This window comes from Phreatobacter stygius (genome assembly GCF_005144885.1).
Classification (GTDB): domain Bacteria; phylum Pseudomonadota; class Alphaproteobacteria; order Rhizobiales; family Phreatobacteraceae; genus Phreatobacter; species Phreatobacter stygius.
The window spans coordinates 2,509,380-2,523,027 of record NZ_CP039690.1; the positions used below are offsets into that span (position 1 = coordinate 2,509,380).

Sequence of the window (13,648 nt, forward strand, 5' to 3'; positions counted from 1 at the left end):
GACCGGACCGGCCGGCGCGCGGGGGCGGTCGCGGCTCCCGATGGAATTCAGGGCTGAGCCGGTCAGGGCAGGTCGTTCATGTCGACCATCTCGAGCTGGAGGCTGAGGGCTCGTTTCACGAACTCGATTTCTCCATCCCGCAAATAGGTCTTGTAGGCGGCAATCGCGAAGCCGTCCGGATCGACGCCATAGACAAAATCATTGATGTGGTAGGTGCTGGAAAAGGCCTGCCGATCGGGATATCGCGCCAGTATCCCGGCCCTCAGATCCGGCGCCATCAGTGCGATCTGCACCGCATAGGCCAAAGCTTCATGCCATGCCCGCGGCAGCTTCCGATGGTTCGCACCCAGCAGCTGATAGATGACCGCATGGGCAATCTCGTGTTTCAGGATCGAATGGGCGAGCGGTTGATCCCATGGCAGGCCCCAGGGCCTTCGCTGATAGACCCACGGCGAGGTCGAGCTGGTCATCCGAATTTCCTGGCGTGCGGCAAGGTAGAACCCGGTCACCGGGATCGGTTCGACAGTCGTCAGCGGCGTGGCCGCATCGGCGCCGCTCTCGAGATGGACCGACTGCTGAAACCGGATCGTCACCCGAAGCTCGACCGCAAGGCCGCCATCGGCGAAATATTGCAGGACTTCGCCAAGCGCGGCGCAGGCCTCGTCATGCTCGCCTGGACTACCAACCACGGTCACGCCGCTGCGGCCGCACGCGGCGAGCGCCTTGACCGGTACGGCGGCCGCCGCCAGAAGAGCCAGGATCAGCACCAGCGTCGCATGGCCCCGACGCGGTCGTTCGGTGATCGAGGCAGGAGGCTGATGGCCGCGCAGGATGTGTGAGAGCCACGCTTGGAGCGAACGAGCCCGAGCCATCATCACCTCCTCGAACACAACGCGACGAAGGGCTGCGTTCGGCTGGCTGAGCCGCCGACCATGCAGCGTGACGTGCCGGCTATTGGCGAGGCGCGCGACGCCGATGTCCTGATGGAGCGATGGCCAAGACCCGAAATTTCGCCTAGACTTTGCCGATGGTGGGATGGCGCCGTTCGCCTGGAGCGACGGCATGGAACATATTGTTCATAACGTCCTCCGTTTCGATCGATTCACGCTCGATCTGACGCGCGGATGTCTACGTCACGCCGATCGGGACATCGCCCTGCGCCCCAAGGCGTTCGAGTTGCTGCGCCACCTTGCGGAGAATGCCGGCCGGCTGGTTCCCAAGGACGAGCTCTGCCGTGCCGTCTGGCCCGGTGTGTTCGTATCGGACGACTCGCTCGTCCAGTGCATCCGGGAACTGCGCGACAAATTGGACGACCACAGCCATCGGCTGATCAAGACGATGCCGCGCCGGGGCTACCTCCTGGACGCCCAGGTCGAGCCCCTGTTTTTGGGCCCGGCCGCCTTGCGCCCCGACCAAGCCATCGGGACGGGGCCGGCCGATTCCGCCGCCGAGGCGCCCGGGCGCGACCCAATTGCAGCCGCCTCGCCTGGCCGCTGGTGGCCGTTGCGCCGGCCGGCGCGAAGCCAGGTGATCGGTTCGCTGGTGCTGGTCAGCGCCGCGCTGATCGCCGGCGCGACGATCTGGGCGACGATCGGGCCGCGCCCGACGGCGCAACCGACCGTTGCCGCAGCTGCCCATGCCGTCCCGCGTCTCTCGCTCGCCGTGCTGCCGTTCCAGAATCTCGGCGCGGATCTGGAACAGAACAACGTCGCCAGCAGCATTACCGACGACCTGATTACCGGCCTGTCGCGGTTTTACGGCGGGCTGTCGATCGCCCGCAGTGTGGCTTTCACCCCCACGGAAGCGCCGATCGATGTCCGAAAGGTCGGGCGCGAATTGGGTGTTCGCTACGTGGTGGAGGGCACGATTCGCCGCTCCGGCGATCAGCTGCGCGTCACCGCGCGACTGATCGACGCGAGCACGGCGGCCAATATCTGGACCGAGTCGTTCGATACCGAGTTGCGTGGGATTTCGGAATTGCGGGACGAGGTGACGATGCGGCTGTCGCGCAGCTTCGTGGTCGAACTTTTCCATGCGGAACGCGCGCGCTCCATCCGCGAGCGCCCCGACAATCCCGACGCAACCGACTATTTGATCCGCGCAAGCACTCTCTTGCACGATACGCCGGATGGCGGCGACTTGTCGGAGCCGCGGCGCCTGTTTCGCGAAGCATTGCGGCTCGACGGATCGCTGCCCGGTGCCTGGATGGGAGTGGCCAGCAGCTATCTCCGCCGCATCCGCTTCAGCCCGACACGCGAACAGGATCTCCAGGAGGCCAGTGAGGCGGCCGAGCGCGCCGTCACCTTGAAACCCATGGCCGCCGGCCCGCATGTCACCCGGGGCTGGGTGCGCTACGAGCAGAAGCGGATGGGCGACGCGCTGATGGATTTCGAACATGCCATGCAGCTCGATCCACGCAATCCGGAGGTCCTGGCGAGCATCGCGGCGGCCAATATCATGCTCGGCCGGCCGGAAAATGCCCTGGAATCGCTGCGCAAGGCGATGCGGCTGAGCCCAACGGACCGCCATCTGCCGCGCTGGCAATTGATCATGGGTGTCGCCCGCCTCCATCTCGGCCACGACGATGAGGCGGTCGAATGGCTGAGACGATCGGCAGCCTTGAACGCCCAGGACCAGTTCACCCAATTGTTTCTGGCCAGCGCGCTGGCGCGGATCGGCCGGGAGGCCGAAGCCCGCGCCGCGGTCGCCAACCTGCTCCAGCTGGCGCCCGGCTTCAGTCTCAGCCGTTTCAGATCCTTGGAACCGTCGGACGCGCCGGCATTCCTGGCGCAGCGCGAACGCGTCTATGACGGTCTGCGTCGCGCCGGACTGCCGGACTGAAGCAATGCGCCGGAACCGGCATGATGTGCCAAAGAACGGGGCTGCGACTGCGACCGACCGGTCTCGCCGGGCGGCGATTTCCTCGCCGACCGGATCCAGCCGCAGGGTTGACCCGCGTTTCTCACCCCGCCAGGGCCCGCATTGACCTGCTCCCCTCAGATGGTGCTATGAGTTTACGTTAGGGAAAGCATGGAGAATGGAATGCGGTTCGTCTGGCCCCTCGCTCTGGCGATCATGCTGGTCGCCCCGGCGACGGCGCGCACACAGAGCTTTGACATGGCCAAGCTCGACTGCCGCCGGTTCACCGATCTGCCGCGCTCGGATCGGAGCGCCCTGATGTTCTGGATGGCCGGTGTCGCCGGCGCACGCGACGGCGATCCGGTGATCGACGACCGGATCGAGCAGGTGATGCGGCGCACCGAGCACTACTGCGTCAGCGACCGGAGCGCCCTGGCACAGGACGGCTTTGCCGCGGCCCGGTCCGGCCGGTCCTTTTCGTTCCAGCTGGATATCGGCGGCTCGGCCTATACCCTGCGTGGCGACCTCGGCGACGGCAGCCTGGCCTTGTTGTGCCTGGCCGGGCCACCGCGCGCCTCGCTCGGGCTCTATTTCGAGGCGCTCGAACCCGAGGCCGATTATGAGGCCGGCACCAAGGTCGAGGTGACCATTGGCAACGAGGCGACGCCAGGCGAAAGCATCACCATGACCGCCGGCCGCGCCGGCCATCTCGGCCCGCCGCCGCAGGCCGATGATCAGGCCATGGACCGGCTGATCAGGCGCCTGGCGGCACCGGTCCTGTCCGCGCGCGACCATGTCCTGGTGCGGCTCGGCCCGCGCGAGCACCGCATTCCCGCAACGACGCTGGCGGCGGCTCTCGCCCGCATGCCGCGCGAATGCACCGGTAGCTGAGGGCATGGCGATGCGTGTCCCGATCTTGCTGGCCGCCGTGGTCCTGGCGGTCGTCCTCGTCGCCCCGGTTGCCGTCCGCGCCGAGCCGATCGACATCTCGAAATTCGCCTGCCGCGAGTTCCTCGAGCTGACCGATGATGAGCAGCGGATGCTGCTGTTCTGGCTGCACGGCTATGCCAGTGCGCATGCCGACACGACCGCCCTCGACAATGAACAGTTTCTCCAGGGCGCCGAGCAGCGATTGGCGCAATGCCGCGCCGATCCTTCGCGCCTGCTCATCCCCGACTTCGCCCGCGCGCCTCAGCCGCGAACGCCCCGGTGAGCCGGGGCGTCGGCCTGGACCGATCGCCGGCCAGGTCTCGTCAGCGCAGCGGCGGGGCGTAGAGGATGCCGCCCATGTTCCACAACTGGTTGAGGCCGCGCGGGATGCCGAGGCGCGACTGCACGCCGACATTGCGCTCATAGATCTCGGCGTAATTGCCCACCGCGCGCACCGCCTGAACCGCCCAGCCATTGGCCAGCCCGAGCTGTGCGCCGAAGCCGCCTTCGGTGCCGACGAAGCGCCGGATATCCGGTTTCGCCGAGGCCAGCGCCTCGCCGACCGTCTTGGCCGAGATGCCCAGTTCCTCGGCATTGACCAGGGCGAAATTGACCCATTTGACAATGGTGAACCAGGCCACGTCATCCTGGCGCACCACCGGCCCGAGCGGCTCCTTGGAGATGATGTCGGGCAGAATGGTCGCGTCCGCCGGCCGCGGCAGCTTCAGCCGCTCGGCATAAAGCGCCGACTGGTCGCTGGTCAGCACGTCGCATTGGCCGGTCTCGAAGGCCTTCAGCGCCTCGGCCGAGGTCGGAAAGGTGCGGACCTCCAGATTCATCGCATTGGCCACGAAGAAATCGCGCAGATTGGCCTCGGTGGTCGTGCCCGATTGAACGCAGACGGTGGCGCCGTCGAGTTCGAGCGCCGAGGTGACGTTCGGCCGGCGCGCCACCATGAAGCCCTGGCCGTCATGATAGGTGATGCCGGCGAACAACAGGCCGGGCCCGGCCTCGCGCTCCAGCGTCCAGGTCGAGTTGCGGGAGAGCACGTCGATCCGCCGCGTCTGCAGCGCCTCGAAGCGCTCGTTGGCGGCGAGCGGCACGAACTCCACCTTGGCCGGATCATTGAAGATGGCGGCCGCCAGCGCCCGGCAGAAGTCGACGTCGAAACCCGACCACTGGCCCTTGTCGTCGCGCGACGAAAAGCCGAACAGTCCCTGGCTGACCCCGCAGGCGAGCGTGCCACGATCGCGCACCGTCTTCAGGGTCTGCGCTTCCGCGGCGGTTGCGGCAGACGCGATGATTGCCACCCCGGCAAGGGCAAGCAGTTTAACCGTGGCGGCTCGAGCGGCCGTGAACATGGACCTCATCTCCGCGTCTGGTGGGTTGTCTTGCCGTCATGGCCTTTGGCCATGACGGCTTTTGGAGCTGACGGCTTTGGAACTGACGGCTTGGCGGCCGTCACAGCGCCGCCGCGTGGCGGACGATCACCTTGGTTCCGACCGGCACGCGCTCGTAAAGGTCGGCGACGTCGTTGTTGACCAGCCGGAAGCAGCCCGACGACACCGATTGGCCGATGGTCTGCGGCTGATTGGTGCCGTGGATGCGATAGATGGTGGCGCCGAGATAGAGCCCGCGTGCGCCCATTGGGTTGCCGGGACCGCCGGCCATGAACCGCGGCAGGTAGGGCTGCCGGGCGATCATTTCCGGCGGCGGACGCCAGTCCGGCCACTCGCTCTTGCGGCTGATCCGCTGCAGTCCCGACCACTGGAAACCCTCGCGGCCGACGCCGATGCCGTAGCGCAGCGCGCGGTTGTTGCCCTGCACCAGATAGAGGAAGCGCTCGGAGGTGTGGATGACGATGGTGCCGGGCGCCTCATTGCTGCGGAAATAGACCAGCTGGCGCGCCAAGGGGCCCTCGAGCTGCTCTGCTTCAGGTGTCGGCACCCGGCCCGGCTCGTCACCGATCGCCATGGTCTCGCGCATCGCCGAAGCCGGCGCGCCCTGCGCCAGCACCGGCGCCGCGCCAAGTCCGGCGAGCCAAAGCCCGGCAAGACCGGCCGCGGCCAGCACCATCTCGAGCGAGCGCCGCGCAGGCCACAGCGCCATGGATGCTTGCATCATGTTTACCGCCTCATGGTTCATCACAAATCGGTCTGTCCGGCCGTCAACGGCCGCACCGCACATAGACCATCGTGCCGTAGCGTTCGGCCACCTCGGGATTGACGAACCGCATGATCAGCACCGGCTCGTTGAACGAGACGATCTCGCGATCCTGCGGATGGCCGGGCGGCGCCTCGAAGCCGAGATAGGTCTTGCCGCCAGGTCCGCCCTTGAGCTTCAGCTCATAGGGCGTCGAGTCGTCGGCGACATGCATGATGACGCCGTCGGTCGGTCCCTTGGTGATCACATAAGGCAGCCGGCATTGGCTGCGCGCCTGCGCTTCGGTGCGCCCCCGGTCCTGGTCGCGCCGGAACGAGGCGACGCCCCAGCGGCCGACCAGGCTCTCGGTGGCATAGGCCGGCGGCAGGGCGCCTTGAGCGACGGGAGACGGGACATCCGGAGCGCTGGCGCAGCCCGCAAGCAAAGCGCTCGCGACAATCATGCCGAACCTAACCCATGATCGATTTGCGCCGGAGCGAAAGGAAATGCGCCGGGACGGCAATGACATCGGACCGGAAGAAGACGGCATCAAGACATCCTCGGCGAACCATTACTGAGGCGATGCTAGGGGGTTCCACCCGGGCTGTCACCTGGCCACATCTGATCTCGGTACAAATCCGGGGTGCGTCTCGGTACTATTCTGGAGTGGCGGTGCCGGTACTCGCCGGCCGCCGCCGCTCCGAGCGCCTCACGTCCGGCTGTCATTTGGGCTTGTTCTTGGTCTCGCGGCTGGCCGGATCCTGGCCCGCGCCCTGACCGAACAGCCCGCGGAACATCTCGGGCAGCCAATCGGCATTGGTCGGCACGCCGGAAAGCCACATGCGTGCCAGTCCCTCCGGTGAAAACTTCTCCGCCTCGGCCATCATGCGTTTCTCGACCTCGGCGAGCCAGGCGGTCTGCATCGGTTGAACATCCGGCAAACCCAAGAAAACCCGCGCCTCGACAGGCGTGCAATCGATGTCGATGGTGATCTTCATTCAGTCCTCCTCGACCGATCCACCGGTCCGCCTGCGTTGCTGTTCACAAACAGCGGAGAAGAGATCCAGATCTTTGCACCTTTGGCGCCGGTTGGACCAGCTTGACCGGCAGTCGTGATCTTGGGCAACAAACAACAGCGAGACAATGGCATATCCATGCGCAAGGATGCTGGCGTATAGCCAGAGGCATGGCTTGCGGCGCGCGCGTATTCGGTGATCCCCGGCTGCGCTTTCGACAAGGCCGACGCAGCGGAACAACGGCCGGGCAAACGGTCACGAGGGGAGCGATCACATGGATCAAGGCAAGCAAGCCGACAACGCCTGGCGCGTTCTCATTCTGCTGTTTCTGGCCAATCTCTTCAATTTCTTCGATCGGGCGGTGCCGGCCATCGTGATCGAGCCGATCCGCCACGAATGGGGCCTGAGCGATTTCCAGCTCGGCCTGATCACCGCCGCCTTCACCATCGTCTATGCGCTCGCCGGCCTGCCGCTTGGCCGCATGGCGGACACCGCGTCGCGCAAGAAAATCATGGCCTGGGGCCTGGTCGCCTGGAGTGGCTTCACCGGCCTCACCGGCATCGCGTGGAATTTCTGGTCGTTCCTCATCATGCGCATTGGTGTCGGTGTCGGCGAAGCGAGTTATGCGCCGGCGGCCAATGCGTTGATCGGCGACCTTTTCCCCTCCGACAGGCGATCACGGGCGATCGGCATTTTCATGCTCGGCCTGCCGGTCGGCCTGATCCTGGCCTTCTTCACCGTCGGCGCCATGGTCAAGGCCTTCGATTCGTGGCGCGCGCCGTTCTTCATTGCCATGATCCCCGGCCTGATCCTGGCGGTCTTCATGCTGTTCATCCGCGAGCCGGCGCGCGGCGCCGCCGAGACATCCAAGGTTTCGCAAGCCGCCATCAGCCAGCCGATCCGCAAGGTGTTGAGCATCCCGACCATGTGGTGGATCATTCTGGCCGGCATCGCCTCGAATTTTTCCGCTTATTCGGTCAGCAGTTTCATGGTGCCGGTGCTGCAGCGCTATTTCGGATTGCCGCTGGAAAAGGCGGCGGTGACCACCGGCATCATTGTCGGGGTCACCGGCCTTGTCGGCCTGACGCTCGGCGGCTGGATCGCCGACAGGATGCACCAGAAGTCGGAAATGCGCCGCTTGCTGTTCGGCGCCGTCAGCCTGCTCGTCGCGGCCGTCGCGACCTGGTACGCGCTGCGTCTCGACAGCAGCCAGGTGGTCTTGTTCACCGCCATATTCAGCCTCGGCTGGCTGCTTCAATATACCTATTACACCTGCGTCTATCCGGCCCTGCAGGACATCGTCGAGCCGCGGCTGCGCGCCACCGCCGTCGCGGTGTTTTTCGCCGCCTTCTATCTGCTCGGCGGCGCCTTCGGTCCGGTGGTTGTCGGATTGCTGTCGGACCACTATGCGCAGGCCGCCATGACCGCGGCCGGGGCCTCGGCCATGACCGAACAGTTCAAGGCCGTCGGCCTGCATGGCGCGATGTCGCTGGTGCCGGTGTCGCTGTTCGTCACCGCGCTGATGATGTTCCTGGCGGCCCGCCGCTTTCCGGTCGACGCCAAGGCGATGCGCGACGGCATGGCGACATCAGGCCCGCTCGTGACCGGTGCCGCGCCGGCGCACTAGCCCGGCGTGCAGCGGCATGATCGGGCAGGCCGGCGGCGGCGGCTGGACGTCGAGGTGCGAGGCCCTTCGCTTCAAGCCGTCTCCGCGGCCTTGGGCTGCGGCGGCAGGTCGTCCGGCGCCCCGGCCTCCGCCACACGCGACGCCGGCACCCCGCTGAACCGGGCGTAGAGCGCCGGCAGCACCAGCAGGGTGAGCAGCGTCGCGCTGATCAGACCGCCGATGACCACGGTGGCGAGCGGCTTTTGCACCTCGGCGCCGGTGCCGGTGGCGATCGCCATGGGCACGAAGCCGAGCGAAGCGACCAGCGCGGTCATCGCGACCGGACGCAGGCGGGTGAGCGCGCCCTGCATGATCGCGTCACGCTTGCTCAAGCCCTCCTCCAGCAGCTGCTTGATATAGGTCAGCATGACCAGGCCGTTCAGCACGGCGACGCCGGACAGCGCAATGAACCCGACGGCCGCGGCGACCGAGAACGGCATGCCGCGCAGCCATAGCGCCACGATGCCGCCGGTCAGCGCCAGCGGCACCGCGCTGAACACCAGCAGCGCGTCACGCGGCGAACCGAGCGCCGAATAGAGCAGGAGGAAGATCAGGAAGAAGCAGGCCGGCACGACGATCATCAGCCGCTGCCGGGCCGCGGCGAGATTCTCGAACTGGCCGCCCCAGGTGACGTAATAACCCGGCGGCAACGGCACCTGCCGCACCTTGGCCTGCGCTTCCTCGACGACCGAGGCGATGTCGCGGCCGCGGACATTGGCGGTCACCACCACCCGGCGCTTGCCGTTTTCGCGTGAGATCTGGTTCGGGCCTTCGACAAAGGAGAGGCTCGCGACCTGTTCCAGCAGGATCGACGCCGGCCGCCCGGACCCCGCGGCCGCAAGCGGAATAGGCAAGTGCTTGAGCTTTTCCAGATCATCCCTGACGACATCAGGCAAGCGAACGACGATCGGAAAGCGGCGATCGCCTTCAAAGATGACGCCGGCCTCGCGGCCGCCAATGGCCGCCCCGATGACCTCCTGAACCGCGAAGACGCTGAGCCCCATGCGGGCGATCGCCGCCTTGTCGATCTTGATCTCCAGGAAGGGCAAGCCGCCGACCTGTTCGACCTTCACGTCCTGGGCGCCCGGGGTGGCGCGCAGGATGGTGGCGATCTGGTTCGCCGCCCGCAGCATCGGTTCGAACTCGTCGCCGAACACTTTGACCGCCAGGTCGCCACGAACACCGGCCAGCAGCTCGTTGAAGCGCATCTGGATCGGCTGGGTGAATTCGTAATTGTTGCCGACGAGCTTTTCCACGGCGGCCTTGATCCGCTCGATCAGCACGTCCTTCGCCAGGGTCGGATCGGGCCATTCCGACTGGGGCTTGAGCATGATGAACGTGTCGGAGGCGTTCGGCGGCATCGGATCGGCGGCGACCTCGGCCGTGCCGGTCTTGGAGAACACATAAGCGACCTCGGCGAAGCCACTGACGGCCTTTTCGACGTCGAGCTGCATGGCTTGCGACTGCGACAGCGAAACGCTCGGGATCCGCAAGGCGTGCATGGCGATGTTCTTTTCATCGAGTGTCGGGATGAACTCCTGCCCGAGACTGTTGAACAAGAGGCCAGCGCCGACCAGCAGCACCATGGCTCCCGTGATGAAGGCTGAGGGGATACGCACGGCGCTCTTCAGCAAGGGCTCGTAGGCGGCCTTCAGCCCGCGGACGAACAGGTTCTCCTTCTCCTGAACCTTTCCGGTAATGGCGATGGCGATCATCGCCGGCACGAAGGTGATGGACAGGACGAAGGCCGCGGCGAGCGCTATGATGACGGTGAGCGCCATCGGCTCGAACATCTTGCCTTCGACGCCGGTGAAGGTCAGCAGCGGCACATAGACCAGGATGATGATCGCCTGTCCGTAGACCGACGGTTTGATCATCTCTTCGGCGGCTTCGATGACGGTGCTCAGGCGCTCCCCGAGGCTCAGCCTTTGGCCGAGATGATGCTGCCGCTCGGCGAGCCGGCGCAGGGTATTTTCCGTGATGATGACGGCGCCGTCGACGATCAGGCCGAAGTCGAGCGCGCCGAGGCTCATGAGATTGGCACTGATCCGGCCCTGCACCATGCCGGTCATGGTCATGAGCATGGCGATCGGGATGATCAGCGCGGTGATGACAGCCGCCCGGAAATTGCCGAGCATCAGGAACAGCACGAGAATGACCAGGAAGGCGCCCTCGGCGAGGTTCTTGGCCACCGTCTTGACTGTCGCGTCGACCAGGACGGTCCGGTTGAGGACGGTCTTGGCCTCGATGCCTGATGGCAACGAACGATTGATCTCTTGCAGCTTGGCGTCGACGGCCGCCGACACGGTGCGGCTGTTGCCGCCGATCAGCATCATCGCCGTGCCGACCACCACCTCGGCGCCGTTCTCGCTGCCGCTGCCGGTTCGCATTTCCCGGCCAATGCCGATCTCGGCGATATCACTGACCCTGATCGGAACGCCGTCGCGGGTCGCGACCACGACACTGCCGATGTCGGCGATCGATTCCAGACGGCCCGCGGCGCGCACAGCATAGGCCTCGCCGTTGCGCTCGAGATAGCCGGCGCCGCGGCTGACATTGTTGCGTTCGAGCGCTTCGGCGAGATCGCCGAACGAGAGATTGAGCGCGGTGAGCTTGCCCGGGTCGGGCTGCACCAGAAATTGCTTTTCGAACCCGCCGATCACGTCGATGCCGGCGACACCGGGCACGGTCCTGAGCTGCGGACGGATGATCCAGTCCTGCACGGTCCTGAGATAGGCCGACCGTTCGAGCTCCGTCCTGAGCCGCTGACCTTCGGGGGTGAGGTAGCTGCCGTCGCGCTGCCACCCGGGCTCGCCGGGGCGGCCCGGGCTCCGCTCGCCGGGCGGCTTGAAATGCACCGCCCACATATAGATCTCGCCCAATCCCGACGAGATCGGACCCATGCGTGGCCTGACCCCGGCGGGCATGGTTCGCTCCGCTTCGGCCAGGCGCTCTCCGACCTGTTGCCGGGCGAAATAGATGTCGGTCTTCTCGGAAAAGACCGCGGTCACCTGGGAGAAGCCGTTGCGCGACAGCGAGCGGGTATATTCAAGCCCGCGAATGCCGGCGAGCGCGGTCTCGACCGGAAAGGTCACCTGTTTCTCGACGTCGACCGGCGAGAGCGCCGGCGCCAGGCTGTTGATCTGCACCTGGTTGTTGGTGATGTCGGGCACGGCGTCGATCGGCAGCTTGGTCAGCGACCACAGGCCGAACGCCGCCGCCGCGATCGTCAGGAGAACGACGAGCCAGCGATGATGAACCGAGAAAGCGAGGATACGTGCGATCATGGATGCGATCCGCCTAGTGCGAGTGCTCGGCTTCGGCTTTGCCGAGCTCGGCTTTCAGCAGGAAGGTGTTGCTGACGGCGATGACCTCGCCGGCATCGACACCGAAGGCGATCTCGACGAACTGGTCGTCTTCCTTGCCGACGACCACCTTACGCCGCTCGAAACCCGTCTCGGTCCGGACGAACAGCACCGGCGAACCCTCCATGGTCTGCAGCGCCGCGCGCGGCACCCGGATATCGACGCGGGCCTCTTCGATCGCCACTTCGGCATTGACGAAGGAGCCCGGCCGCCAGCCATGGTCCTTGTTGTCGATCACGGCGATCACCCGGGCCGAGCGCGTGTCCTGGTTCAAAAGCGGGCTGATGAACACCACCTTGCCCTCGGAGCGCCGGTCGGTCCCGCCCGCGCTGATCCGGACCCTATTGCCTTCCTTGATCTCGGCCAGGTCGGCGGTCGACACGGTCAGCTCGACCCAGACCGAGGTCAGGTCGACGATGACGAACAGCTCCTTCGCCTGGCCCTCGCCACCAACCGGCGCGCCGAGATCGACGATCCGCTCGACCACCCGGCCGCCGCCCGGAGAGCGAATTTCATAACGCTGCAGGCCGTTGACGGTCTGCATCGAGAGGCCGGAGACCTCCTGATCGCTGACCCCCAGCGCCGACAATTTCTGGCGCGCCAGATGCACCCGGAGCTGCGCTTCCGTGAAAGCGTTGCGGGCCTTGAGATATTGCTGCTCGGCCTGGATCCGGCGTTGCCAGAGCGTTTCCTCGCGCTCGAACAGCGTCTTCTGCAGGCCAAAATTGACCTGGGCCCCGACATATTCGCTTTTGGCCTCGGCCACCTCGCGGCTATCCAGGATCGCCAGCACCTCGCCCGGGCGGACCTCGTCGCCGAGACCCTTGCGCAGCTCGGCGACCGTGCCGACAACCTTGGCGGCGATACGCCAGATCGTGTTGCGGTCCGGCACGATCACGCCGGGAACGACGAGGTGCCGGCTCAAGGTGCCGGCTTCGACGGTTGCCAGGCTGATCCGTGCCGTCTCGATCCGCGCGGCATCCATCCGCAGCGTGCCCTCGGCCTCTCCGCTGGCGCCGTGGCCGGCCTCGCTTGCCGCCGGCGTCGCGCGCGCGTCGACCCCGCTCGCGGTCACCAGGCCGGTCGAGGTCAATAGCCCGCGGGCGGATTGCGGGATCTGCGGCGCCAGCACGCTCAGGAGCACGCCGGCGACCAGCGCGGAGATCGCGATGAGGATCGGCTTCATGGACATATCCTTCGCAGCCGCCCGATCCCCCGCGGGTTCTCGCGAGCGGCGCTCAGTCAGCAAGGGTCACGGCGGCGGTCAGAACGTGGCGCGAACCGTCGACCCGCCGGGGATGCTCAGCTGGATCGCGCCCTTGCTGCCGGCCGGGATCGCCACTGGCGCCGTGCCGGTCAGGCGCGGGCCGTCGGCCGGGCTCAGCGGAAAGCGATGGGTGGTGCCGTTGACGACGATCGTCGCATTCGCCGTAAAGCCGGTTGCGGCGACGGGTCGCGACCGCTCGTCGCTCAGGTAGACCACGACATTGCTCGTGCCATCCAGCACCACTTCGACATGATGCCGCGCGCCGGCATCGATCTTCCAGCCGCCATTCGGACCACGCTCGGGCCCGCTTGCCATCGCGCCGGAGGAGAGGCTGACGGCCATCAGCGCGGCCAGGACATGTTTCAACATCGGGTCATCCTCCATGGACAAGGCCATCGCGGCC

At 66.3% G+C, this 13,648-nt stretch carries 12 protein-coding genes; 4 read left to right on the top strand and 8 right to left on the bottom strand.

The genetic code is table 11. The features are described 5' to 3' along the window. Positions 1-62: 62 nt before the first annotated feature. On the bottom strand, positions 63-1,064 hold the full coding sequence (locus E8M01_RS11530; RefSeq protein WP_136960250.1) for a DUF6639 family protein: 1,002 nt from the start codon (positions 1,062-1,064) through the stop codon (positions 63-65). Between E8M01_RS11530 and E8M01_RS11535 the strand changes: the two genes are divergently transcribed. The 3 genes from E8M01_RS11535 (at position 1,063) to E8M01_RS11545 (ending at position 4,072) form a co-directional block, all read left to right on the top strand. After that, positions 1,063-2,841 carry a winged helix-turn-helix domain-containing tetratricopeptide repeat protein gene (locus E8M01_RS11535; protein ID WP_170181864.1) on the top strand — a complete coding sequence of 593 codons (1,779 nt, stop codon included), beginning with the start codon at positions 1,063-1,065 and terminating at the stop codon, positions 2,839-2,841. The two genes, E8M01_RS11530 and E8M01_RS11535, sit on opposite strands and share 2 nt — an antisense overlap. A 201-nt stretch (positions 2,842-3,042) precedes the next feature. Then, positions 3,043-3,750 (top strand): HdeA/HdeB family chaperone, encoded by a 708-nt coding sequence (locus E8M01_RS11540; RefSeq protein ID WP_170181865.1) that lies wholly within the window; start codon positions 3,043-3,045, stop codon positions 3,748-3,750. Between the two features lie 25 nt (positions 3,751-3,775). After that, positions 3,776-4,072: an HdeA/HdeB family chaperone gene (locus tag E8M01_RS11545; protein ID WP_170181866.1), complete on the top strand. Its 297-nt coding sequence runs from the start codon at positions 3,776-3,778 to the stop codon at positions 4,070-4,072. Positions 4,073-4,112: 40 nt separating this feature from the next. Here E8M01_RS11545 and E8M01_RS11550 read toward each other — a convergent pair whose 3' ends face one another. The 4 genes from E8M01_RS11550 to E8M01_RS11565 all read right to left on the bottom strand — a co-directional run bounded on the left by E8M01_RS11550 (position 4,113) and on the right by E8M01_RS11565 (position 6,929). After that, positions 4,113-5,150, bottom strand: coding sequence for an amino acid ABC transporter substrate-binding protein (locus tag E8M01_RS11550; RefSeq protein WP_246088688.1), 1,038 nt, complete (start codon positions 5,148-5,150; stop codon positions 4,113-4,115). Positions 5,151-5,250: 100 nt separating this feature from the next. Next, on the bottom strand, positions 5,251-5,865 hold the full coding sequence (locus E8M01_RS11555; protein ID WP_136964574.1) for a L,D-transpeptidase: 615 nt from the start codon (positions 5,863-5,865) through the stop codon (positions 5,251-5,253). A 91-nt stretch (positions 5,866-5,956) separates the two neighbouring features. Further along, on the bottom strand, positions 5,957-6,394 hold the full coding sequence (locus E8M01_RS11560) for a hypothetical protein (RefSeq protein ID WP_136960255.1): 438 nt from the start codon (positions 6,392-6,394) through the stop codon (positions 5,957-5,959). 259 nt (positions 6,395-6,653) lie between these two features. Further along, on the bottom strand, positions 6,654-6,929 hold the full coding sequence (locus E8M01_RS11565; protein WP_136960256.1) for a DUF6489 family protein: 276 nt from the start codon (positions 6,927-6,929) through the stop codon (positions 6,654-6,656). 292 nt (positions 6,930-7,221) lie between these two features. On the opposite strand from E8M01_RS11565, the gene E8M01_RS11570 reads away from it, so the two are divergent. Continuing rightward, on the top strand, positions 7,222-8,574 hold the full coding sequence (locus E8M01_RS11570) for a spinster family MFS transporter (RefSeq protein ID WP_136960257.1): 1,353 nt from the start codon (positions 7,222-7,224) through the stop codon (positions 8,572-8,574). A 71-nt stretch (positions 8,575-8,645) separates the two neighbouring features. Here E8M01_RS11570 and E8M01_RS11575 read toward each other — a convergent pair whose 3' ends face one another. From E8M01_RS11575 to E8M01_RS11585, 3 genes are all read right to left on the bottom strand, one after another. Then, entirely contained in the window at positions 8,646-11,900 is a 3,255-nt protein-coding gene (locus E8M01_RS11575) for an efflux RND transporter permease subunit (RefSeq protein ID WP_136960258.1), read from the bottom strand. A 13-nt stretch (positions 11,901-11,913) separates the two neighbouring features. Then, positions 11,914-13,164 (bottom strand): efflux RND transporter periplasmic adaptor subunit, encoded by a 1,251-nt coding sequence (locus E8M01_RS11580; RefSeq protein ID WP_136960259.1) that lies wholly within the window; start codon positions 13,162-13,164, stop codon positions 11,914-11,916. A gap of 78 nt (positions 13,165-13,242) precedes the next feature. Then, positions 13,243-13,614, bottom strand: a complete 372-nt coding sequence (locus E8M01_RS11585) for a hypothetical protein (RefSeq protein WP_246088690.1) — start codon at positions 13,612-13,614, stop codon at positions 13,243-13,245. Between the last annotated feature and the right edge of the window lie 34 nt (positions 13,615-13,648).